Consider the following 23,598-nt stretch of genomic DNA (forward strand, 5'->3'; position numbering starts at 1 on the left):
CCTGAATTTATAGTTGTTGAATGTATACTTCTTGTGCGGCCTGAATTCCTCGACCTAATGTAATATCTTTTCCTATCTTTTTAATGCCGATCTCTATTAAACTAATGGATTGAAGCACGTCTGCAGGTGAGCAGTAACCCATATGACCAATGCGGAAGATTTCTCCTTTTAAATGTTGTTGGCCACCGGCTACAGTCATTCTGAAATCCTGCTTAATTATATTTCTAAGCTCCTCTGGATTGAAATCCTCTGGTTTTATAGCTGTAACTGTAGGGGAGGCAGCTGGGTCGCTTGTCAAAAGTGGAATATTCATTGCTTTGAATGCTGCTCTTGTCATATTCTTCATTACTTGATGTCTCTGATATACCTTTTCTAACGATTCATTCTCCAATAGTTGCAGCACTTGCTCTAAACCGAATAAAAGAGATACGGCTGGTGTAAAAGGTGTTGAATTTTTTTCCAGGTTATTCCGATACTTTTTTAGGTCCAAATAAAAACGTGGTTGCTTATTTTTCTCTATTATTTTCCATGCGCGATCACTTGCAGCAATAAATGTAAGCCCTGGTGGTAGCATCATTGCTTTTTGAGAGCCTGTTACGATAACGTCGATTCCCCATTCATCCATATTGGTTTCCACTGCACCGATACAAGATACACCATCTACAATAAACAACGCATCCGAATTGGTATGTACTGCTTGGGCTATATCTTTAATTGGATTTAATACCCCGGTAGATGTTTCGCAATAAGTTGCGAACACCGCCTTGATGGATGGATGTTTCTTAAGTAATTCCGCGATTGCTTGAGGATCTGCGGCATTACCCCAACAGACATCGTGTATGTGTGTAGTAATATTGTACTCGTGACAGATTTTGGCGAACCTCTCCCCAAATGCTCCAGTAATAATGACTAATACCTCTTCTCCGGGTTGAACTGTATTTACTACAGCTGTTTCTAAACCTGCAGTTCCACTTCCTGAGAGAATCATTACTTCTTGAGCTGTACCAAATACTGGCTTTAATCTAGGCTTGATGCTTTCTAATAAGTTTTTGGTTTCCTGATCCCTGTGCCCAATCATGGGTTGGTTCATGGCTCGATTCACAGAGGGAGGAATAGGAGTGGGACCTGGTATTCTTAAAATTGTTTGTTCAGCAAGCATACTTTTTATCGGCTCCTTCTTTTTAAAATCCGAACATTTTATCTAGTTTAACTAAAAAAGGTTTGTTAATCATTGTGTTATGTAAATATTTAAAATCATAGCAGAAATAAATATAATGTCAATAAAATATAGAAAATTTAAGATACTTTTTTAATATAGTGTGGATTTTAATTAACCGTAGGGAGGAACATTTAGGATTAGGAGACAGGCAATCTGCATTGAGAAAGATTAAACGGCAGTAAGAGGAAGTGTTTAAGTTCATTTGCATCAACAAAAAAGGTGAACAATCGTATGTTCACCAATTCATTAATAGTCTCTCTTAATCGCAGATTCACTCATATTTATATTATTTACCATTGGTTCATTCGTGGCATCATGGCCCATTTTTAAATCATTATCTGCAATCACAAGTACGCCTCCATTTTCAATTGCATCCACATATTCTTTGGCTTGCTTGTCTGTTACAGCAGAATTTAACAGGCGATCGTGTAAGTGGGGATGTGTACCTGCGTCATTGGAGAAGACTCGTTTTACTTTGTCCATGAAAGTAGGTTCTTCCTCATCGGTAATACTACTTTCAACAGATACATCTGTTCTTTTGTCTAGCTCTTCGAAATCCTCTGTGTTGGCAAATACTGTAATGTTTTCAGATCTATAACCTTTTAATTCCAAGTTGCTTACAAGTCGTATTACTTCATCATTTGCTTGGAAAGGACCAAAAACTTCCTTGCCCATATTTAACCTCCTATCCTAAGAAAAAATACCTATACAAGTAACTTCCCAACGCTAAGCAATTTAAAACGTGGGAAACTATGAAGTAATCGAATTTTCTCTTATGAAAGGAGCATTGAGCAAATTTTATACTCCCATATTTTTTTGCTATCATAATAGAAGGTTTTTTTCTATCGTTTAAGCTTTTAAACGATAACTTAAATTATGCTGCTTTAATGTTTTGTCTTTGCCAAACAAAAAGTGCTTTTCCATATCAGGTGAGTATTTGGAGTTAATGGTTTCAACACCGACTGCTTCTGCAACAGCTCGAAGCATTGCCGGAGATGCACCACAACATAAGCCAATATAATTAACGCCCAGATCGTTTGCTTCCTTCGCCCATTCTGCCAACTCATAACGGTTATGATAAAGTGGATCTAAAGCTGTTGGGAATGTAGTCTCTAAAGGCAAATGACAGCTACAGCCCCCATCTGGCAAGTTAAAAAAGGTTGGATGTTCTTCTGAAGTACGGTATGGAATTGGCAATGCTCCAACATAGCCATCTACATTTTTTCTGATATCAACTATATATGGTTGCATAGTGTGTGGCCCACGGAAACAGTTCATTCCTACAACCAATGCCCCTTTTTCGGAAAGAAGTCGGCATGCTTCTTCTACGGTATACCCATCACGGAGAATGTTTTCGCCCATTAAACCGAATGTAATAACAGCAGGCAAGCCTTGCTTTTTAATTTCCTCTAAAGCAATCAGAGCTTCTTCATAATAGTAGAACGTTTCCCCGTTAACGAAATCTACACCTTCTTCTTTGCACCATTGAACCATTTCTGCAAATATTTCCCGAACCTTTTCTTTTGATTCAAGGTCATTCTGGTCAAATAAGTTTGTATTGGAGATATTTCCTCCTACCAGCGCTTCTTCGATTGGATGCTCCTTGGCTACTTCTTTAGCAAGACGGATTGCATTTCTGTTTAATGGTTCCAGTAAATCTTCCTTACCAATAATTCGCATCTTTTCTCGGTGGGCATTGTATGTAAATGCCAGAACAATGTCAGAACCTGCATTCATATAGTCGCGGTAAGCCTGTTTTAAAGCTTCTGGGTGGTCCAAGGCGACTTCCGGAACAAAAGAGCCAGCCTGTAAATACCCTCTTCTTTCCAGTTCAAATAAGTAACCTTCACCAGCAATGACTGTCCCATCTTGTAGACGTTGATCTAAACTTCTTTTCATTTTGTTTCCTCCTCTTTTTATTGTGTGAACAAAAAAAGCCCCTTCTTTACATAAGAAGAGGCTTTTGTCACTAAAATAATGTTTCTCCTCTTATCTTCAAGCATGTAATATGCTTCTGGAATTGGCACAGTACTCCATAAGTCTGTTGCCGAGGCTTCGTTGGGCCAGTCCCTCCACCTCTCTGGATAAGAAATCTAAATATTCAATTTGATATTAAATAATAACATACAGGAGAAGGTAAACAATGTCAAGTAGATTTTATAATATTCTGCTTTTAAGGTGTAGTTCAGTTTCTTTTATACATCGAAATTATAGTCTACAATATGAAGTATAATTTAATCCTTATATTGCCGTACATTTCCTTGAAAAAGGAAACTTTTATGTTAACAATACGTATGTAAGGATAGACGAATACAAGGAGGAAAAACATGGAAAGTTATAAACCAGCAGGATTTTGGATTCGTTTTTTGGCAAATTTAGTTGATGGAGTTATTATTTCCATACTAGCATTAATTATCGCAGTCATTATAGGTGATGAGACGTTCTTTCAGGGAGAAACCACAGAAGATTCCATATCGGAAGGAATATCAACTTTATTGTATTCCGTAGTATTCATTATACTATTTACGGCAAGCAAATTTCGTGGATCTCTTGGAAAGATGGTTTGTCAAATACAAGTTTTAAATCAAGATATGACACAGATTAGTATATTAAAATCCATTGGAAGATATTTTTCTTATATTCTGTCGGCTATCCCGTTTATGCTTGGCTTTATTGTTGCAGGTTTTACGGAAAATAAAAAAGCGCTCCATGATTTCATTTGTGGAACGAGGGTAGTGTACAGGAATAAATAATTTAGATACCAGTGTAAAAATTTATGATGGGGGGCAACTATTACATGAATTTTGTATCAATAGATTTTGAAACAGCGAATGAGAAGCGACATAGCCCTTGCGCAGTAGGTCTTGTAGTTGCCAATGAACACCAAATAATTGATGAATTTTATAGTTTGATAAATCCTATGATGTCTTTTAGTGGCTTTAATATAGGTGTTCACGGAATAACTGAAAATGATGTTCAAGATGCGCCTACCTTTGCGGAATTATGGCCACAATTAAATAGCTACCTATCCAACAATTTGGTTATTGCACATAATGCCAGCTTTGATATGAGTGTAATTAGAAATACATTAGATTATTTTCAACTTCCATACCCGGAAATGGAATACCTTTGCACAGTGAATATTTCCAAAAAAATCTGGCCACACTTACAAAACCACAAACTGAATACATTAGCTAGCCATCATAAAATTACTTTTGAGCATCATCACGCACTAGAAGACGCTCGCGTAGCTGCAAAAGTTTTTATGAAGGCACTTAATGAACGAAAAGCTGATTCATTGGATAGCTTTTTAAAAATATGCCAAATGAGAAAAGGAAAGATATATGAAAGAGGGTATGTGGCACCAAAGTCTATTTCAACTAAGAAAAGAAGAAGGATATATTTATAAAAGGAGGTTCATAAATGAATAACAAAAGGTGGTTTGCACTTGTTATTGCAATAGGGTTGTTTGTTGTCTCTATTGTAGTCCAATTATCTACAAGTGTTGCGACAACCAATTTTGACCAGATGTTTAATTTTGAAGATAATCAACTATCGGAAACTGTAATAGAAGAAGGTGCAGTAGATAAAAAAATAGCTGTCTTGCATTTAGAAGGTGTGATTCAGGATGCTTCCGGAGGCTCTCTAATAAATGCGAATGTTTATAACCATAAGCGGTTTTTGGATACACTTGAACAAGCAGGAGAGGATTCGTCGGTAAAGGGTATTATTATCCGGGTTAATTCCCCTGGAGGTGGCGTTGTAGAAAGTGCGGAAATTCATGATAAAATTGTAGATATTCAAAATACATATCAAAAGCCTGTGTATGTATCGATGGGAAATACAGCTGCTTCAGGAGGCTATTATATCTCAGCTCCTGCTGATAAAATTGTCGCACATCCTGCTACATTAACCGGTTCTATCGGTGTTATTATGGAAAGTTTTAACTTTGCTGAATTTGCGGAAGAACATGGGATTAATTTCAATACAATTAAAAGTGGGAAATACAAGGACATCATGTCTTCCAGTAGAAAAATGACAGACGATGAGCGTGACATTCTTCAAACTATGATTGATGACTTATATGGTGACTTTGTTGACGTTATAGTGGAAGGCAGAGAGATGAAAGAACAGAGGGTAAGGGAAATTGGAGACGGTCGTGTTTATACAGGATCCCAAGCGAAAGAGATTAATCTCGTGGATGATTTGGGGACATTGGACGACACGATTGCTTTGATGAAAAAAGACAATCAACTTGGTAAAGCGTCTGTTATTGAATATGAAAAAGGTTTACCTTTTAACCAATTTTTAAGTGGGACAATGCAAAGTATGCTTGGTACAGAAAAAGATCTTTTCGGAATTCAAGAATTCCTAAGACAATCCAATGGACCAAGAGCAATGTATTTATATTCAGAATAAGGAGGTGCAGTCATAATGGAAGAGGCAAACGAATTCTCTTTGGCTGATCAACCAGTGGTTAGGTATGCTGGCTTTTGGATGCGGTTCTGGGCATACCTGGCAGATCTTCTCATCGTATTTAGTGTGACTGGCATCCTGCTTAGTCCGTTTAAATTTCTGGAGGGAGCTCCTTTTGATATTGGTTTTTGGACAGTGACAGGTATTTTGGGTTCCTTGATTTTTTATATTTATTTTTTGTTGATGACCAAGGTATATAATCAAACGTTAGGAAAGATGATTTTTGGCATCAAAGTGATACGTGAAGATCGCCAGCGTCTATTATGGAGTGACCTCTTATTTAGAGAGGTTGTAGGAAGATTTCTTCACCGTGTATTCTTTTTCACGTTTCTGCTCTATATTGTCGTAGCATTTTCTCCGGAAAAGCAAGGTGTGCATGACAGAATTGGAAATACGAGAGTAATCATTGAAGAATGAATAAGGATAAACAAAGGTAGTCTGCAAAGGCTACCTTTGTTTGTGGACTTTAATAATCATTGATTCACATGCCTACCTAAGGCAGATCTTATTTTATACAATTTTTTGTGTTATCTTTTATTTTTAATAAATAAAATTGATTGAGACTTGATTTTATGTAGCGACTGAAATAGTATAAAAGTTAGAATATTCGGTATATCATAGTCATCAAAATAAGTAAGGGGTGGATGTATTGAAGAATATAACGATTTACGATGAACTGGATCAGTTGCTGCAACGGGTTAGAAGAAATACGTTAGGGGATCTGCTGGCAAGAACAGCAGAACGTACTCCGGATAAATTTGCAATCGCTTACAACAAGCTTCGATTAACATACAAAGAATTGGATAAACGTGTTAATCAAACTGCAAGAGCATTTATAGCAGCGGGGATGAAAAAAGGTGACATGATTACAGTTATGTCGAGAAACAGTCTTGATTTTGTAATTAGTATTTTTGCATTGGCACGCATTGGCGCTGTAATGATACCGATAAATTACATGCTGACAAGAGAAGATATTAAATACATTCTTGAACATGCGGAGGTTGTTGGGTTAATTGCTTCCGAAGAATATGCTCCGCTGCTTGATCAATCTGCAGGAGGGCAGGATATAGCGTATCGTTATTTAATGGATGTAGAGAAAGTAAATGATGATAGCTTATCTGCATGGACACCTCTATCTGTAATTAGTGCTACAAAGTCATCAGATCTTGTAGATGTCATGATTGAGGATGATGATTTGGCGCAGGTTCTTTACACAAGTGGAACAGAATCTCGGCCTAAAGGCGTGATGCTCTCACATAAGAGTATTATAAGTGAATATGTAAGCTGTATTTTTGATGGCAAGATGGAGGATAAGGATATCGCTATCCATGCCCTACCTCTGTATCATAGTGCCCAGCTTCATGTTTTTTTAGGGCCGAGTGTCTATATTGGTTCAAGTGGAGTGATTCTTGGTGCGGCAACGCCAGAAATTATTTTAAAAACAATTGAAGAGGAAGGAGCAACACAACTATTCTGCCCACCGACCGTATGGATTGCTTTACTGCGTCATCCTGATTTTGACAAAAGAAATCTATCCACATTAGAAAAATGCTATTATGGTGCAGCTATTATGCCGAGGGAAATTTTAAAAGAACTTGCAGAAAGACTGCCAAACGCAAAATTCTGGAACTTTTATGGCCAAACAGAAGTAGCTCCTCTTGCAACTGCTCTGCAGCCGGAAGATCAGCTCCGTAAGCTTGGTTCTGCCGGTGTACCGACATTACATTTGCAAACCAAAATTGTCGATGAAAATGGAAAAGAGGTTGCCAGAGGAGAGATTGGAGAAATTGTACACCGCACACCTCATGCAATGAAGGGCTATTTACATGATCCCGAAAAAACAGCGGAAGCGTTCCGTAATGGATGGTTTCATAGTGGGGACCTTGGAACAATGGATGAAGAAGGGTATATTACAATCGTAGACCGGAAAAAAGATATGATTAACACAGGTGGTGTCAATGTCTCGAGCAGGGAAGTTGAGGAAACAATTTATCAATTGGAAGGTGTTTCAGAGGTTGCAGTTATCAGCATTCCTGACGCATACTGGGTTGAAGCAGTGACAGCAATTATTGTACCTAAGCATGATGCGAACCTAACAAAGGAGGCAGTGATCACCTTTTGCAGAGAGAAATTATCACCATTTAAAGTTCCTAAAAAGGTAGATTTTGCTGATGAATTACCAAAAAACCCAAGTGGAAAAGTATTGAAAAGATCGTTAAGAGACCAATACGAAAATCTGGAACAGTAAACTTATCATAAAGACTATTTCCAAAGGGTGCACTCTTTCCATGATAGAGAATTAGCCAAATTAATTTTAACTCAGCAACAGTTTTGCTTGAATAGTTTCTTGGAATTTTCAAAGACTATGGATGGAGGTGGTTTGCTTGAGTAAGAAAAGAAATAATTATAGTAATAAGCAGGTACAATCCAGTGTTAACCCACAAGGCTTAACGGAAGATGAGGCAGAACAACGCCCAAAATCTCAACTGGAACAGCGAGCAAAAAAGAAAAATACAAAGATCTAGAGGTGGGCATAATCGATTACACATTGGACTATTTAAGAGAATCCTTGGCAAATTACGCAGAAAATGAAATGTGTCAACAGATCTTCCAAAAACTCGATGAAAATAATTATTCCAATGAGGAAATGTTTGTAAGAGCACTTGATGAAGAAGAAATGACCTACTTAAATGATGTCCTTGAGAATGAGCTCCACTACGCTAAGAGCGTCGAGCATGATCAGCGAGTAAAAGAATTGACTGAAGTGTATGAGTTACTTTTTTAGTTATAAGTATAAATTTCCATTGAATTTTTTTGAGTAAAGGTGTATTATAAATTTACAAGCTGCAATGTACGTATTCAATTAAGTTTTAACCTCTAATTAGATAATAGGGAGTTTTACATTGAAGCTCTAATGTCGCGCCGTCATAATGTAGCGGAAGACAGGAAAGTTTCTGCAAACACCCACTTGGTGAAGTGGTGGTTTAAAACTTTTTATTTAAGATACGGCAATTGTGGCCTGTATACTTATACAAATAATCAAAACCAGTTTCCTTATCGGAGGCTGGTTTTTTCGTGGTTTGGAAATTCTTATTCTAAAAGGCTCTATACTAAATGTGGTGGTCTCCTTTGGAGGATCAGTGTTTCCGTAAGAAACAAAAAAATACACTCATTCCCCTCTCTTTTGTTAACCTAAAGTTGCGACACAAAAGGAAAAGGAGAGGGAAAGAGTGCAAAACCATTTTATCATAGAAATGTTAGGTATTGAAGACAAACATGTAGATGTATGGGAAGTTTCTAGTGACTCAGCTAAGTTTTTTGTAGAGCTATATACAAAAGTAAAGAAGCAGAAGTGCCCGTTTTGTGGCAATAGGACAAAAAGTATCCACGGCTATCGTACCCAAACGATTCAGGGGCCCATTGTTTCCAATAAACCAGTTAGTATTTCTTTGAAAAAGAGACGCTACTTATGTAAGGCGTGTAATCATACGTTTTATGAAAAGCTTCAGATGGTGGAACGATACCAACGTTGCACCCGTTCTATACAAACGACAGCGCTAACGTATACAGCTGTGGGCTCATTTACTACAGCTGCCCAGTTAACTGGGATGAGTTCGCAACGGTTACTTCGTATTTATGATCGAAAAGAAATAAAAACAAGGAAAGTCCTGCCACGTGCGTTAGCTATTGATGAATTTAAAGGGGATGCGGGCGGTGAAAGGTTTCAAACGGTCATTGCGGATGTAGAAAATAAAGAGATTGTGGATGTCTTACCTGATCGGAAGGTAGATACAATTAAAGCTTATCTTCAGTCCTGTGATACAAGTAACGTAGAGATTGTCGTCATGGACCTTTCTAAGTCTTTTAAGCAAGCAATACGGAAGGCGCTTGGTAACCCACTGATCATCGCTGATCGATTTCATTTTATGCGGCAAGTATATTGGGCGCTAGATGAAGTACGTCGAGAAGTGCAAAGAGACTTAGAGAAAAAAGACCGGATATATATGAAAAAAAGTAAAAAGTTACTTTGGAAATCAACCTATAAATTATCAGAAGAAGAGCGAGAGAAAGTAAATCAGTTACTCCAGGTTGATCCTCGATTAGAAGAGGCATACAACCTAAAAAACAAACTTGATCAGTGGTTTAAAGAGAGTAACGAAAAGACCGCTACACAGGGTCTAGAAGGATGTTTAATGGCGATGAAGGATTCTAATATTGAGTCTTTTCATAGAGTAAGAAAAACATTTGAGCGGTGGAAGCAAGAGATCTTGCATTCCTTTATGTATCCTTTTAATAATGGATATATTGAAGGCGTAAATAATACAATTAAAGTGGCAAAACGAATGTCGTATGGAATTAAAAATTTTAATCGATTAAAAAAGAAAATACTGTGGCGACAAGAGGTTAGAAGGGTTTTGACACAATAGAAACGGCAACCAATATACGTACGCAGCTATTTAAGCAAAGGCTTTTTAATAAAAGAGATGGTGGAGTGAAAATCACACCACCACATTTGACTGAGAACCTTCTAAAATAGGCGTATATGGCATCCAATGATTCGTTAAATAGATAAACTGAGAGAATTATTTGATTGAACTATAAACGGCTATATTGGAAAATAATGTATAGTAAGCAAGCTTTAGCTAATCCCCCCTTCTAATTGTTTAAATAAGTAAATGTTTATATACGTGATTTGTTTTCAGTATTAGATTTTCCTTATAAGTCACGATATATTTAAGAGAGGGGGGATGGTAATGAATTTTCAGTACAATAGATTGGATCATGTTCAAATAGCAGCTCCAAAAGGTGGAGAAGAAAAAGCAAAAGAATTTTATGCAGAAAAACTTGGATTTACCGAGATTGAAAAGCCACCATTGTTAAAGAAGAATGGGGGTGTTTGGTTTCAAGCAGGTGATGTTCATATCCATATTGGAATAGAGGACCCATTTAGACCAGCAACAAAAGCTCATCCTGCTATTCAAGTGCATCAATTAGAAAATCTGAAAGAATATTTGACCGATCAGGGCATAGAAGTCATTACAGATGATCGTTTACCTGGTGCTTCGCGCTTCTATGTTAACGATCCTTTCGGAAACCGAATTGAGTTTTTGGAATGGTTATACAACGAACAGGAATAAAAGTTAGAAAATTATTAAATTTGCATGAGGGGTTGTAACTGACACGTCACATGCTATACTAGTTACATTAATTGAATATCATCATCATATAATCGCGGGGATATGGCCTGCAAGTTTCTACCGGTTTACCGTAAATGAACCGACTATGAGAAATAATACAGTGTTGGTGTATGCCATATTTGGTATATCCCTTCATTTCTTTCAGCATTTTATAAAGCTTGAAGGATATTGTTCTGCTCGTAGTTGGAATGCAGCCAATATCTCTTCAAGCTTTTTTGTTTTGAGGGAAAACATTGTAGTAGACTTTTCTATGCTTAATGTGTAGTGAGCACTATATTTCACTTATCAGCATTTCGAATATATACACTTCATTTTGGGGGAAAATAAAATGGAACTTTTAAAGCAAAAGATAGTAAACGAAGGAAAGGCATTATCAAATACAGTTTTAAAGGTGGATCGATTTTTAAATCATCAGATCGATCCTCAATTGATGCAAGAAATCGGTAAAGAGTTTGCAGCGCTATTTCAAGAAGCTGGTATTACCAAAATACTAACACTTGAATCTTCTGGTATCGCTCCTTCCGTTATGACAGGATTGCAGCTGGAGGTGCCTGTGATATTTGCGAGAAAAAGAAAATCGCTTACGTTGATTGAAAATCTCTATTCAGCGAACGTTTACTCATTTACAAAACAGGAAACGAGTGAAATTTCCATTTCCTCGGATTTTATTACAAGTGAGGATACCGTACTGGTTATTGACGATTTTCTTGCAAATGGACAAGCTGCGCTCGGCTTAATTGATTTAGTAAAGCAAGCGGGTGCAAAAATTGCGGGCGTAGGCATCGTAATTGAAAAGGCTTTTCAGGATGGTGGCAGTCTTATAGAAGAGCAAGGAATACGTCTGGAATCATTGGCAAAGATAGCTTCACTAAGCAAAGGTAATGTTACTTTTGAGGAGGAAGAATCGATATGAAAAATACAGCGTTAGGACTACAGCATGTACTTGCAATGTACGCAGGAGCTATCTTAGTTCCGCTGATTGTTGGTGGAGGAGTTGGCTTAAATCCGGAGCAATTGACATATTTAGTTGCCGTCGATATTTTAATGTGTGGTGTTGCTACATTACTTCAAGTATTTAAAAATCGCTTTTTTGGTATAGGCCTACCTGTCGTCCTTGGTTGTACTTTTACAGCGGTAGGACCGATGATTGCAATCGGCGGAGAATACGGAATATCAGCAATCTATGGCTCCATCTTAGTATCTGGACTTTTTGTTGTTTTAGTTAGCAAATATTTTGGCAAACTCGTACGTTTCTTTCCTCCAGTTGTCACTGGTTCAGTTGTAACCATAATTGGAATCACACTTATTCCGGTAGCCATTAATAATATGGGAGGTGGGCAAGGAGCAAGTGATTTTGGCTCTCTCACTAATATTGCTTTGTCATTTGGAACATTACTATTTATTATTCTTTTGTATCGCTTTTCCACAGGATTTATTCGTTCTATTTCTATTTTAATTGGTTTGCTTGCAGGTACTATTATTGCTGCTGTGATGGGTAAAGTTGATTTTCAAGCAGTAGCAGACGCATCTTATTTCCATATGGTCCAACCATTTTACTTTGGAATGCCTACGTTTGAATGGTCTGCCATTATTACAATGTGCCTTGTGGCAATGGTTTCACTAGTTGAATCTACAGGTGTCTATTTTGCACTGAGTGATATTACAGAAAAAGAATTAACGGAAAAAGATTTGTCTAATGGATATCGTGCAGAAGGTTTGGCTATTTTGCTTGGTGGAGTATTTAATGCATTTCAATACACAGCTTTCTCACAAAACGTCGGATTAATTCAACTAACTGGTGTGAAATCCCGTAAAGTAGTAGGTGTAGCTGGGGTGATTCTTATTCTTCTAGGTTTTATACCTAAAATCGCTGCATTTACTACGATCATACCTACCGCCGTTCTAGGTGGTGCAATGATTGCCATGTTCGGTATGGTAGTTTCCCAAGGAATTAAAATGTTAAGTAATGTCATTGCAAACTCACCAGAGAATTCTATGATAATAGCCTGTTCGGTGGGTATGGGTCTTGGTGTTACTGTAGTTCCTGAGTTATTCTCCCACTTTCCTACTAGTGTTCAAATCCTGACGAGCAATGGGATTGTTGCAGGAAGTGTTACCGCAATTACTTTAAATATACTATTTAATATGAAACCAAAGAAGAAAGTAGCAAAGAAAACTGTACCACAAGCATTAACAGAACAAGAAGCATAATTAAGTGAAAAAATACAGTGCGATCACTGTATTTTTTTGCGTATAAAGATGAAAAACAATCCGTAGTTCAGATGAAATGCGAGGTAACTTGATAGTACTGTAAACGGCCGTTACGGAAAATAACTTATGGTGAACACACTATAGCTATTTTGGGAATGTCACCGGCGGATAGTTTCGCTCTGCAGCTGATTTTTCCTATTCCATTGCTTTGTGCAATCTATAAAGCTATAGTATGATAGGTGAATAGCGAAAAAATTTAGAAGAATCGGTTGTTACGTGTGCTGGTTGTCTTTTATTGAAGATGCTAGCGCGGTTTAAACTTAGGGGTTGATAGATTGAGAAATGAAGAAGTAACAGATATTCAAAATATAAACAAACTGCCAATTGTTGCAGTTCTAATAACAGGTGCTTTTCTTGCCATTCTAAATCAGACTTTGCTGGCAACAGCGATACCACATATTATGGATGATTTACATTTAACAGAAAATACGGCCCAGTGGGTCACTACTATTTTCATGCTAGTTAACGGTATTATGATACCAATAACAGCTTTTTTGATAGAAACCTTTACTACTAGAAGGCTATTTTTAACCGCAATGTCTATTTTTGCATTTGGAACACTTATTTGTGCTGTGTCTCCAAATTTTGGAATACTTATGACTGGTAGAATTGTTCAAGCAGCTGGAGCAGGAATTATGATGCCATTAATGATGACTATCTTTTTATTAATTTTTCCTGTTGAAAAAAGAGGCTCTGCGATGGGGACAGTTGGTTTGGTTATCTCCTTTGCACCAGCTCTAGGACCAGTGATTTCTGGCTGGCTTGTTGAACATTACCCTTGGAGATCTTTATTTCTAATTGTTCTTCCGCTTGCAATTATCGATGTTATTGTAGCATTTTTTATTATGAAGAATATTACTACCCGTACTTTCCCAAAGGTAGATTATATTTCCATCGTATTATCGACACTTGGATTTGGCGGACTTCTCTATGGCTTTAGTAGTGCAGGAAATAGTGGGTGGTCTAATACGGTTGTTCTTCTGTCATTAGCTATAGGTGCTATTTGTTTAACTATCTTTATCCTCAGGCAATTTAAGCTTGCGCAACCTATATTAGAATTTCGTGTATTTAAAAATAAAATTTTCACAATAACAACAATAATTGGGATGATTGCGTTTATTGGGTTGATTGCTGCAGAAACGATTTTGCCTATTTACATGCAGAATATGGCAGGCTATTCCGCATTGGATTCCGGCTTGATGATTTTGCCAGGGGCGTTGATTATGGGAATCATGTCACCAATTAATGGACGAATCTTTGATAGATTTGGCGCTAGATACCTTGTGATTGTTGGGTTGCTGATTTTAACAATAACATCATTTTTATATACAAATCTCACCCCTGATACGTCATTATCCTATATCACGGTGGTGTTTGCTGTAAGGATGTTTGGCATTTCCATGATTATGATGCCTTCAACTACTGCTGGGTTAAATCAACTTTCAAATAAATTAATCCCACATGGTTCTGCCATGGTAAATACAATGCGACAGGTAGCAGCTTCAATTGGTACAGCTCTCCTCATCACAATTATGACAGCCACAGCATTGAATACAGGTAAAAACGCCACTCCGAGTGAACTGATTCATGGCGTGAATGTGGCGTTCTATGTTGCGACAGGTCTCTCGTTTGTTGGACTTATCTTAGCTCTTTACATTAAAGGAACGACACCACATGAAGATCGCGCTAGAGTAGAACAAGAAGAAGGTTAGAGATAATAACGCAGAACGGTAGAAGAAAGTTCATTTTCTTCTACCGTTTTTTCTTGAAAATTAATCTAAATGCTTTGCTGTTTTTTTATAATCAGCCGTTTCTTTCGATTTCCAAGAACAGAAACAACACTATGTAAAAGCATTCCAAAAATTACTAGTCCTATTCCGATAAATGATAAAGCACTTGGTAATGGTGCACTTAACAACAGTAGCTCGCCAAATAACGCGAAAATAACCTCTCCGGATTGAGTAGCCTCCACGCCGGCAAGCTTATGATTATCATCTTGCACAAGCTCTGCAGCATAAAAAAATAAAGCAGTAGCGATAATGCCTGAGGACACTGCAACAATAAATGTTTGCCCCACCTGGGCTCCGGAAGGTAAACCATCTACGAAGATTCCGTACATAGCCAAAAAGATCCAAAAAGGCATGGAGGCAATTGTCATACCAAGGAGACGTTGAAAAGTGGTCAGCTCTCCTTGAACTAAAAGCATCATTTTGCGATTGCCAAGTGGGTAAGCAAACGCAGAAATAACGAGTGGAATAACACATAGTAAAACATTCGTCATTGGAACTGTGGTAGCATGTTCCATTTGCATAATGAATATTCCTGCAAGGATAATCAGTGAAATGAAAACACTTTGAATGGGATGCGTTGTTTCACTTTTTGACTTAAAAAAGGAACCAGTAAAGACCCTGCAATAATGGTTAATTGAAATGTAGCAGCGACTAGCCAGCCAGGCCCATATATTGTTGCGAAAGTAAGTGGAGCATAGAAGAGACCAAACCCTATTGTACTCCATAAGAACCAGGGTATAGGGTGCCTCTTTATATGGTTAATTACTGGTTTTATTTTTCGGGTTGTTCCCAAGATAATTCCCAAAATAGGTAACATAAACATAAAGCGCAGGGAAGCACTCCAAACCCAGTGTCCACCTTCCAATTCCATTAAGCGATTTAATACAAATGTTACCGAAAAAAATAATGCTGCCAAAAGGCCAATTAAGATTGCTTTCATGATGTGTTCACCTCAATAAAAATAGATGAGCAGGGGGAGATTAATCCCGCCTGCTCTACCTTATAAAACTAAACATACTTTGCTTCTGTGAAACTGAAACATCAATTCCGTTAGTTTAAAATTTTGTGCAATAAATACAATATATCGAATATTAATTAATTGGTCAATAGAAAATAATAAATTTTCAGTCATTTCACGGGGCGCAAATGTAAATAGCATAGAGATGCTGTTTAATTCATAATATGTTAGCATATCGCTATTTAAAGGGAGAATAAAATTATAAAATAACGAATGCTTATTCAATGGTTTTTTAAAGAGAAGCAGGATGATGGAAATATGTGGCGAATTATATAAATAGGATACGATGAGCAGCGTTACAACAACAAAGAAGGAAGTGATCTTGTGGAAACTTTGCCGATATGGTTCTGGATTGTTTATTCTACCTTTATCCTGCTCTCTCTAGGGACTGCTATATTTAGTAATTTCAAAGAGGATAGAATACCACTTGCTTATATAACCATTATTCTCTCTTTTGCTTTACCTTTGGTGAGTTTTTTATTCAGCATTGGTAGAGGGGATAATGACAACGAATTTTCTTATATGATGAAAGAATTTGTAGATGGCAGCCTGACTGCTATTATGCTTATTTTAGGGTATATTTATTTAACAACTTGGTTGGTGCTTTTTATAAAGGATAACTTTGGACAATACATTTCTAAATTATCTGGGTGGTTGACCACAAAAATCAAAAATTCGCCATACCTGCACAGAAAACAGGACGGTGCTTAAAACATTAAATCCTATGAATAAAATTTCCTCACAATACTCAATTTAAAGTGAGGAGGTGCTATGAATGGGAAAAGATCGACAAGAAAAAAAGTTGAAACAAAGCGGACGAGTAGAGTCAGATCGCGATGTAGGATTGCGTTTTAAGGGTGCTACAAAGATGTCAGGTCCAGAGGAAGCCAGAAGGTTGAATGACGGTAATAAGTAAAAAATGGAAAAAAGCGATCATAATTGATCGCTTTTTATATTATTTAATTTTAATAATGATTTTTCCCTTAGCATGATGGGTTTCACTAAGCTCGTGAGCTTTTCTTAAGCCTTCTTCACTCAATGGAAATGTATTCCCAATCACTGGCTTAATTACTTCTTTTTCCATTAACTCAGCAATTTCACTTAATTGCTTACCATTTTCTTTTAACCAAATTGAGTCTGCTTTAATATCTTTTTCAGTAGCTAATTCTTTATTTGGTGCTTGTACAATGGAGACTAGCTTACCGCCATTTTTTAAAACCTTAAAGCTTTTCTCCTGGATTTTTCCACCCATCGTATCTACTACAATATCGTAATCAGATAGCTTGTCTGAAAAATCTTCTTCTTTATAATTAATAAATTCATCTACACCTAGTTCTTTTAATAAAGCTTTATTTTTTTCGCTTGCTGTAGAAGCAACATATGCGCCGAAGTGTTTGGCAATTTGAATAGCAAAACTTCCAACACCTCCTGCTCCCGCATGTATTAATACTTTGTCACCTTCTTTAACTTCGGAGAAATCGACAAGGCACTGCCATGCAGTGAGACCAGCTAGTGGAACTGCAGCAGCTTCATCGAATGTAATATTTTCAGGGAGCTTTGCAAGTAAATCTTCTTCTACAGGAACGTATTCGGCATAGGTACCGTTGGCGGTCGTTGCAGGACGTGCAAAGACGCGGTCTCCAACAGTAAAGTCAGTTACATTACTACCAATCTCCTTTATTATGCCTGCTGCGTCCCAGCCAAGGATGATAGGGAATTCAAAAGGAATATTATCCTTTAAATAACCTGCTCTGATCTTCCAATCAATAGGGTTAATTGATGTCGCGTGCAATTCAACTAAAACTTGATTATCCTTTATAGTAGGTACTGCTACATTGCTTTCAGTTAATTTGTCAGCAGGACCATATTCATCTATAATAATTGCTTTCATTCTAAAACCTTCTCTCCTATGAATTACAGTAGTTTGGCAACTTTTTCTGCTTATTTGCCAAAACATATGTTTAATATAGTAGTTTCCCGAATATGAGAAAAATTAATCATGAAAGAAGGGATGAATATGAGTGAAAAATTATATTCCTTTGCTCCCGTTTTACCAGAACGACCAAAGGTTCTAATACTCGGATCTATGCCTGGGGGGATGTCCTTAAAGAAGCAACAATACTATGGGAACCCCAGAAATCATTTTTGGCCTATTATGTTCGAATTATTCCAGCAAGAGGACTTAGAGGACTATGAAGCTAAATTAGCTTTTATTAAAAAACAAGGGATTGCACTTTGGGATACCATTGGTAGTTGTTATCGTGAGGGGAGTTTGGACACGAATATAGTAAATGAGGAGCCGAATGATATTGCAGAGTTAGTGAGGAAACATCCATCGCTGGATTTAATTGTTTGTAATGGGGGAAAGTCATATCAGACATTTAAAAAGCACTTTTTCGAAGAAGTATTTGGCGAAGTAGATGTTCGAAAGCTACCTTCTACAAGCCCAATACCTGGTAGATATACGAAGACTTTCGCTGGTAAAGTGGAGGAATGGAAAGTCATTTTGGACTATCTGGATAATTAGAAATGTTTTAGAAGACAGATAAAAAGGGTAGTGAAAGATAAGTTAGTTTAATTGTCAAAAAAAAGGTACAATGGAATCAGAAGGGGTTGCTTTAGGAGCAATCAAAATAAAAAGTAAGTATTTTGAACTACATTTTCTATTTGCTGAAATGATGAATAAATTACTCAGTAGGATAATAAACTTACATTGGTTGTAAAAAATTGCTCCATAAACGAGTCGCAAGCGGCATCTTGCGACTCGGACTGCTATCCATAAGGTGTGGCGACTGGCTCAGGGGTCAAATCAATTCAGATTCTCCTGTTCCTGTCGGCAGGGCGCTTATTTTTTTTCTCGGCTGTTTACGATCAGTAATACCAATGTGGCAAACATGAACATCAACTGAAGAGTTGTGTCAAACGGTATCATATATGTCCCCCCTTTCTTGGGGTTTTTCGCCAAGTAAAAGATATGCTTAACTGAAACCGAAGCCTCACCCTGCATAGCATGTCATTATCATTATACTACAAACAAGTCAATAATAGGTTTAATTTACAGAAAATGGTACATTATTCACAAATTCAGAAAATATAGGTAGTTTTACCTTGAAACTATGAAGTGTTTTACTCAATAAATTAACAAGCCACGAAGGATATAATCCATCCTTCGTGGCTTGTTAATTATTTAGGTTAGCAGGTTTGCTTTAATCATTTAATATTTATATGCTTTTCCGCATCATCTTTATATTTTCGATAATAGGTAATCATAGATTCGAGTGACATTTTGAAATCAGGGCAACGAATAGTAGTCGATTTTAGATCCGCAAGTGTTTGTGAACAATCATATGAGGAATAAGTTGTGAAGTAGTCCATTGCTTCTTTTTCAACTTGTAGCCATCTGCGTATCATCGTAAATGAAAGGCCAAATCTTGCTAGCTGTAGTGGTAGCACACCACGTGGAGTCTTTGACAGATAAGTCTCTGATAACATTTTCTGTAGTTCTCTCATTGGATATGGTTTTGGATCAGTAAGATGATAGGTTTTACCTGTCCCTACACTGGCTAAAGAAAGGTAGCTTGTAGCTTTGAATACATAATCAACTGGAACAAAGTTGCCTTCCGCATTTCCATGGCCAATGTAGGGTATTGTTGGCGAAAAATGAAGATGATCGAGTAAGTTCAACATGAAGTAAATTCCATCAAATTTAATTGTTTTCCCTGTTTCTGAATGCCCTCGAACAATTCCAGGTCGGATAATGGTTATAGGGAGTACTTCTTTTTCATTTTCTACCACTACTTCTGCGTCGTATTTTGTTTGCTCATAATAATTTTTAAAAGCTTGCCCTTCCATTAACTCTTTCTCAAAAATCCTACCCTCTCTCTCACCGGAAACATAGGCAGTACTAAAGTAAACATATCGCTGTAATGCTTTAATAGTATGTGCCCATTTGGTTACATTTTCGGTTCCTTTTACATTTACTTGGAAGGCAAGGTCTTTTTCCACAGCAAGGTCATAAATGGCTGCTAAGTGGAAAATATGGGTTATTTTCCACTGTAGCTCATTGTTTTTGTCGAAGTTGATACCGAGGTCTTCTTTCGTAATATCTCCCACAATAACTTCGAAGAAACTCTCCACTATTCGGTTTTCTAAAAAAAAATAACTTATTTCCTGTAGTGCTTTTTTCTCTTGGTTAGGTAAAACTAGCAAAGAAATCTTGTCAATACTTGGTTTATAATCTTTAATAAGTTGGTTAATAAGATTTCCGGCGATAAAGCCTGGGAATCCTGTCACAAAAAAATGGTAATTCATATCAGGCCGCCTCCTTGGATATAAAATAAAGGGATTGATTATAAACATTAGATCTAAGCTAATTATAGTATACCATGAACCTTGAATATTCTAATTTTTTATAAACCTTTCATTGCATTGCATAGCTAACTTACGTATACTATTTTTAATTAAAATTTTATAAGAAGTATCATCATTTTCAATGTGTTCTCAATTAGTAAAATATATTTGGGGGGATTATGTGAATAACAGCTTAGTATTACAAACAGATTTCGGATTAAGCGATGGAGCAGTCAGTGCTATGTATGGTGTGGCCATATCGGTTCAGCCAAATTTACCTATTTTTGATTTAACCCATGATATACCTCAGTTTAATATTTGGGAAGCTTCCTATAGGTTATACCAGACAATCAGTTATTGGCCTGAAGGTACTATATTTGTTTCTGTCGTTGACCCTGGAGTTGGTACAGAGAGACTCAGTGTTGTAGTAAAAACGAAAAGTAACCATTATATCGTAACACCTGATAATGGAACATTAAGCCATATTGACCATCATATAGGTATAGTAGAAGCGCGTGTTATTGATGAAAAAGTTAACCGACTGCCAAAGTCAGGTGAATCATACACGTTTCATGGGCGTGATGTATATGTGTATACGGGTGCTAGGCTGGCATCTTCCAAAATTACCTATGAAAATGTAGGTCCAATTGTGAAAGTAGATAAATTGGTTAGACTTTCAATTCATGATGCAATAATGGAAAACCAACAAATTAATGGAACGATTGATATATTGGATGTTCGCTTCGGAAATTTATGGACAAATATTCATAAGGAGCTTCTTCGGGACACAGGTATCCAATACGGGGATCAATTGGAAGTAACTATTACTCATAATGGTAATCAGGTGTATAGAAATAATATGTCTTTTGGCCGTTCTTTTGCAGATAGCAGATTAGGGGAACCGCTTGTCTATGTAAACTCTGTTGATAATTTGGCAATTGCGCTTAATCAGGGTTCATTTGCTCAAGCATATAATATTCGTACAGGATCTAATTGGAAAATTCACCTTATACATAGTCAACAGGAGGAGGGTGAGAAGTGAAGGAAAACTTTCTCAAAGAAGCGTTATGCAGGAGCTATGATAAAAAATATGATTATAACGGGGTGTCAGGTGAAAGGGTAGCAAGTAGGTTAGGACAGCTTGCAATGATTGGTCTTACAAAAGATAGAGGTTCAAATCGCCCAGGATATTCCCGAGCAGAAAAGGAAGCCAAGGATTTAGTTTCGGATTGGATGCATGAGGCTGGTTTAGATGTTTATATGGATGGTGCGGGGAATGTTTTCGGAAGATGCAAAGGGAATAAGGTGACACAACCTGCAATCCTGTGCGGCTCACATCTCGATAGTGTTCCAAATGGTGGCCATTTTGACGGCCCGCTTGGGGTGATAGCTGCTTTAGAGGTTGTGGAGGCATGGAAGGAAACAGGGTATAAGCCTGAGAAGCCTTTTGAAATAGCTGTTTTTAGTGACGAGGAGGGTGCTCGTTTTAATGGAGGGCTTAATGGCAGTGAAGCAATTGTCGGAAAAGGCAGCTTAGCAGAAAAGGTGGAGCTTGTAGACGGAGAAGGTAGAAGCTTTTCAGAAGTTTTGCAGGATGTTGGATTATCTTTAGACAGCTATGCTGGGGCTAAAAGAGATATGGAGGAAATAGAATTATTTGTTGAAGTACATATTGAACAAGGGAAACGGCTGGAAAAAGAAAATCTCCCATGCGGGATTGTAACAGGTATTGCTGGACCGTGTTGGCTAGAGATCACCTTTCATGGAGAGGCAGGTCATGCTGGGAACACACCTATGGACGACCGTAAAGATGCTTTGGTGGCAGCAGGAGCCTTCATCCAAACAGTTTATACCTTGCCACAGCAAGTGAGTGATTCTGCAGTTGCTACAATAGGTAAAATGAAGGTCACGCCCAACGGAGTAAATGTAATTCCTGGGGAAGTTTCTTTATATGTGGATATACGTGATATTACACAAGAGCGAAGAGATAGTTTAGTCACACTAGTGTTGGCAACGGCAAATAAAATTGCTGCTGATTATAAAGTAACTGTAGTACATGATGAAAAAATGCGTGTAGCCCCTGTCCCAATTGATGAAGGTAAGCAAGCGTTATTAGTTGAAACAATGGAAGAAGAGCATATTCGGCCTTATCATTTACCAAGTGGTGCTGGCCATGATGCAATGATTCTTGGAAGTGAAATTCCTGTAGCAATGCTATTTACCAGGAGTAAAGAAGGGGTCAGTCATAATCCTGCTGAGTGGTCTGATTTAAATGATTGTATTCAAACCATTCATGTTCTAAAAAAATTCATCGAAAAGTTAAATAGGGAAAATTAAACTGTCATGGATTTGTGATATATATTACAGATAGCTAGAGTTTTTATCTATTATAATATTAGTGAAGCTTATAAAGTAGGTGTTCCTATTGATTGATATTATTTTAGATGAATTTCACTTTTCTACGTTATGGAATGGTGGAATATTATTATTTCTTTTATTTGGCCTGATTATTTACTTTTTTCTTTTACCTAATGACGGGCAGGCTTCTCGTGGAAAAGCCGTCTTGTTTATTGCAAGTATGATCATATTGTTTCTTGCAATAGCTAGTCCGTTAAACGTTATAGCTAGAATTAAATTCAGTAGTCATGTGATTCAATTGGTGTTATTGCTACTGGTAGTACCACCACTTTTTCTTGCAGGCTTTAAGCCTGAAATTATTAAATTGGTAAGAGAATATAGATTATTGGATAAAATTATCTCCATCTCGACAAATCCGGTAGTAGCCTTTCTATTGTTTTATAGCCTATTTTATCTCTACCATATACCAGTAATCTTCAATTATGTGCGTATTGACTTATTTTTGAATTATGTCTATTTACTTATATTATTTAATGCTGCTCTGTTGTTATGGATTTCTATTTTGTATGGAAAAATAAAGCGAATCGGCTTATACATCTTTGCCAATATACTTGCATTCCTACCTTTTATACTTGTATTAATGGTAGCAAAAAACAGTTTGTATTCAGTTTACACAGACATAAATCTTTTTATGAGTGCCCTTGCTCTCTGCTTACCTGATTGGGATACGATACCAGAAGACTTTTTTGCTTCTTTATTACCTTTTAACCCAGTGATTGAACAAATAAAAGGTGGAGTTATCTTTTTAGTTAGTCAGTTAGCTTTTTTTATTGGCATTATACTATATAAAAATAAAGTAAAATGAAAACTCTCCTGGATGGGAGAGTTTTTTCTTTAGGAAATTTCAATATAAGGTAT

The 23,598-nt window shown here is 37.0% G+C and carries 23 protein-coding genes, 1 other RNA gene, 1 pseudogene and 2 riboswitches; of the genes and pseudogenes, 19 read left to right on the forward strand and 6 right to left on the reverse strand.

What is annotated here, in order from left to right; all coding sequences use genetic code 11:
- Nucleotides 1-7 precede the first annotated feature (7 nt).
- The 3 genes from X953_RS04360 to X953_RS04370 form a co-directional block, all read right to left on the reverse strand.
- Nucleotides 8-1,159, reverse strand: a complete 1,152-nt coding sequence (locus tag X953_RS04360) for an alanine--glyoxylate aminotransferase family protein (RefSeq protein WP_040954513.1) — start codon at nucleotides 1,157-1,159, stop codon at nucleotides 8-10.
- Between the two features lie 306 nt (nucleotides 1,160-1,465).
- Complete coding sequence (locus X953_RS04365; protein ID WP_040954514.1) at nucleotides 1,466-1,894, reverse strand: general stress protein; 429 nt, start codon at nucleotides 1,892-1,894, stop codon at nucleotides 1,466-1,468.
- A gap of 174 nt (nucleotides 1,895-2,068) precedes the next feature.
- Nucleotides 2,069-3,118 (reverse strand): homocysteine S-methyltransferase family protein, encoded by a 1,050-nt coding sequence (locus tag X953_RS04370; RefSeq protein WP_040954515.1) that lies wholly within the window; start codon nucleotides 3,116-3,118, stop codon nucleotides 2,069-2,071.
- Nucleotides 3,119-3,205: 87 nt separating this feature from the next.
- A riboswitch (SAM riboswitch) is annotated at nucleotides 3,206-3,310 on the reverse strand.
- A gap of 236 nt (nucleotides 3,311-3,546) precedes the next feature.
- Here X953_RS04370 and X953_RS04375 point away from each other — a divergent pair.
- The 13 genes from X953_RS04375 (at nucleotide 3,547) to X953_RS04425 (ending at nucleotide 14,876) form a co-directional block, all read left to right on the forward strand.
- Entirely contained in the window at nucleotides 3,547-3,972 is a 426-nt protein-coding gene (locus X953_RS04375; protein WP_040954516.1) for an RDD family protein, read from the forward strand.
- A 44-nt stretch (nucleotides 3,973-4,016) separates the two neighbouring features.
- A complete protein-coding gene (locus X953_RS04380) occupies nucleotides 4,017-4,628 on the forward strand; it encodes a 3'-5' exonuclease (RefSeq protein ID WP_040954517.1) in 612 nt (203 codons plus the stop codon).
- A gap of 14 nt (nucleotides 4,629-4,642) precedes the next feature.
- Nucleotides 4,643-5,638, forward strand: coding sequence for a signal peptide peptidase SppA (sppA, locus tag X953_RS04385; RefSeq protein WP_040954518.1), 996 nt, complete (start codon nucleotides 4,643-4,645; stop codon nucleotides 5,636-5,638).
- Between the two features lie 15 nt (nucleotides 5,639-5,653).
- Nucleotides 5,654-6,112 (forward strand): RDD family protein, encoded by a 459-nt coding sequence (locus X953_RS04390; RefSeq protein WP_040954519.1) that lies wholly within the window; start codon nucleotides 5,654-5,656, stop codon nucleotides 6,110-6,112.
- A gap of 232 nt (nucleotides 6,113-6,344) precedes the next feature.
- Nucleotides 6,345-7,943 (forward strand): acyl-CoA synthetase, encoded by a 1,599-nt coding sequence (locus X953_RS04395; protein ID WP_198023312.1) that lies wholly within the window; start codon nucleotides 6,345-6,347, stop codon nucleotides 7,941-7,943.
- A 121-nt stretch (nucleotides 7,944-8,064) separates the two neighbouring features.
- Nucleotides 8,065-8,220: a small, acid-soluble spore protein L gene (gene sspL, locus X953_RS19370; protein ID WP_084715611.1), complete on the forward strand. Its 156-nt coding sequence runs from the start codon at nucleotides 8,065-8,067 to the stop codon at nucleotides 8,218-8,220.
- 2 nt (nucleotides 8,221-8,222) lie between these two features.
- Nucleotides 8,223-8,480, forward strand: coding sequence for a sporulation protein (locus X953_RS04400; RefSeq protein ID WP_369792724.1), 258 nt, complete (start codon nucleotides 8,223-8,225; stop codon nucleotides 8,478-8,480).
- A 53-nt stretch (nucleotides 8,481-8,533) separates the two neighbouring features.
- Nucleotides 8,534-8,720, forward strand: a non-coding RNA gene (ssrS, locus tag X953_RS19375) — 6S RNA.
- Between the two features lie 205 nt (nucleotides 8,721-8,925).
- The gene (locus X953_RS04405) at nucleotides 8,926-10,122 is read left to right on the forward strand and encodes an ISL3 family transposase (protein WP_040954247.1); all 1,197 of its coding nucleotides are present in this window, start codon (nucleotides 8,926-8,928) and stop codon (nucleotides 10,120-10,122) included.
- A gap of 327 nt (nucleotides 10,123-10,449) precedes the next feature.
- Nucleotides 10,450-10,833, forward strand: coding sequence for a VOC family protein (locus tag X953_RS04410; protein ID WP_040954520.1), 384 nt, complete (start codon nucleotides 10,450-10,452; stop codon nucleotides 10,831-10,833).
- Nucleotides 10,834-10,897: 64 nt separating this feature from the next.
- A riboswitch (purine riboswitch) is annotated at nucleotides 10,898-10,999 on the forward strand.
- Nucleotides 11,000-11,221: 222 nt separating this feature from the next.
- Nucleotides 11,222-11,806: a xanthine phosphoribosyltransferase gene (locus X953_RS04415; RefSeq protein ID WP_040954521.1), complete on the forward strand. Its 585-nt coding sequence runs from the start codon at nucleotides 11,222-11,224 to the stop codon at nucleotides 11,804-11,806.
- Complete coding sequence (locus X953_RS04420) at nucleotides 11,803-13,104, forward strand: nucleobase:cation symporter-2 family protein (RefSeq protein ID WP_040954522.1); 1,302 nt, start codon at nucleotides 11,803-11,805, stop codon at nucleotides 13,102-13,104. Before X953_RS04415 ends, X953_RS04420 begins: the two co-directional genes overlap by 4 nt.
- A gap of 335 nt (nucleotides 13,105-13,439) precedes the next feature.
- Complete coding sequence (locus tag X953_RS04425; protein WP_040954523.1) at nucleotides 13,440-14,876, forward strand: DHA2 family efflux MFS transporter permease subunit; 1,437 nt, start codon at nucleotides 13,440-13,442, stop codon at nucleotides 14,874-14,876.
- A gap of 65 nt (nucleotides 14,877-14,941) precedes the next feature.
- Here the strand turns inward: X953_RS04425 and X953_RS04430 are convergent.
- Nucleotides 14,942-15,894 (reverse strand): annotated as a pseudogene (locus X953_RS04430) (multidrug resistance efflux transporter family protein).
- Nucleotides 15,895-16,296: 402 nt separating this feature from the next.
- On the opposite strand from X953_RS04430, the gene X953_RS04435 reads away from it, so the two are divergent.
- Complete coding sequence (locus X953_RS04435; RefSeq protein ID WP_019377091.1) at nucleotides 16,297-16,683, forward strand: hypothetical protein; 387 nt, start codon at nucleotides 16,297-16,299, stop codon at nucleotides 16,681-16,683.
- 64 nt (nucleotides 16,684-16,747) lie between these two features.
- Nucleotides 16,748-16,888: a YpzI family protein gene (locus X953_RS19380; protein ID WP_084715612.1), complete on the forward strand. Its 141-nt coding sequence runs from the start codon at nucleotides 16,748-16,750 to the stop codon at nucleotides 16,886-16,888.
- Between the two features lie 39 nt (nucleotides 16,889-16,927).
- On the opposite strand, the gene X953_RS04440 is transcribed toward X953_RS19380, so the two are convergent.
- Nucleotides 16,928-17,863: an NADP-dependent oxidoreductase gene (locus X953_RS04440; RefSeq protein WP_040954524.1), complete on the reverse strand. Its 936-nt coding sequence runs from the start codon at nucleotides 17,861-17,863 to the stop codon at nucleotides 16,928-16,930.
- 126 nt (nucleotides 17,864-17,989) lie between these two features.
- Here X953_RS04440 and X953_RS04445 point away from each other — a divergent pair, with 126 nt between their 5' ends.
- Nucleotides 17,990-18,499, forward strand: a complete 510-nt coding sequence (locus X953_RS04445; protein WP_040954525.1) for a DNA-deoxyinosine glycosylase — start codon at nucleotides 17,990-17,992, stop codon at nucleotides 18,497-18,499.
- Nucleotides 18,500-19,182: 683 nt separating this feature from the next.
- Here X953_RS04445 and X953_RS04450 read toward each other — a convergent pair.
- The gene (locus X953_RS04450) at nucleotides 19,183-20,283 is read right to left on the reverse strand and encodes an SDR family oxidoreductase (RefSeq protein WP_040954526.1); all 1,101 of its coding nucleotides are present in this window, start codon (nucleotides 20,281-20,283) and stop codon (nucleotides 19,183-19,185) included.
- 220 nt (nucleotides 20,284-20,503) lie between these two features.
- Here X953_RS04450 and X953_RS04455 point away from each other — a divergent pair, with 220 nt between their 5' ends.
- From X953_RS04455 to X953_RS04465, 3 genes are all read left to right on the forward strand, one after another.
- Nucleotides 20,504-21,364: an S-adenosyl-l-methionine hydroxide adenosyltransferase family protein gene (locus X953_RS04455; protein WP_040954527.1), complete on the forward strand. Its 861-nt coding sequence runs from the start codon at nucleotides 20,504-20,506 to the stop codon at nucleotides 21,362-21,364.
- The gene (locus tag X953_RS04460) at nucleotides 21,361-22,659 is read left to right on the forward strand and encodes a M20 family metallo-hydrolase (RefSeq protein WP_040954528.1); all 1,299 of its coding nucleotides are present in this window, start codon (nucleotides 21,361-21,363) and stop codon (nucleotides 22,657-22,659) included. Before X953_RS04455 ends, X953_RS04460 begins: the two co-directional genes overlap by 4 nt.
- Before the next feature lie 88 nt (nucleotides 22,660-22,747).
- Nucleotides 22,748-23,545 carry a cytochrome c oxidase assembly protein gene (locus X953_RS04465; RefSeq protein ID WP_040954529.1) on the forward strand — a complete coding sequence of 266 codons (798 nt, stop codon included), beginning with the start codon at nucleotides 22,748-22,750 and terminating at the stop codon, nucleotides 23,543-23,545.
- Nucleotides 23,546-23,598: the final 53 nt, after the last annotated feature.

It is taken from the genome of Virgibacillus sp. SK37, from assembly GCF_000725285.1.
In the GTDB taxonomy this organism is placed as follows: Bacteria; Bacillota; Bacilli; order Bacillales; family Amphibacillaceae; genus Virgibacillus_Q.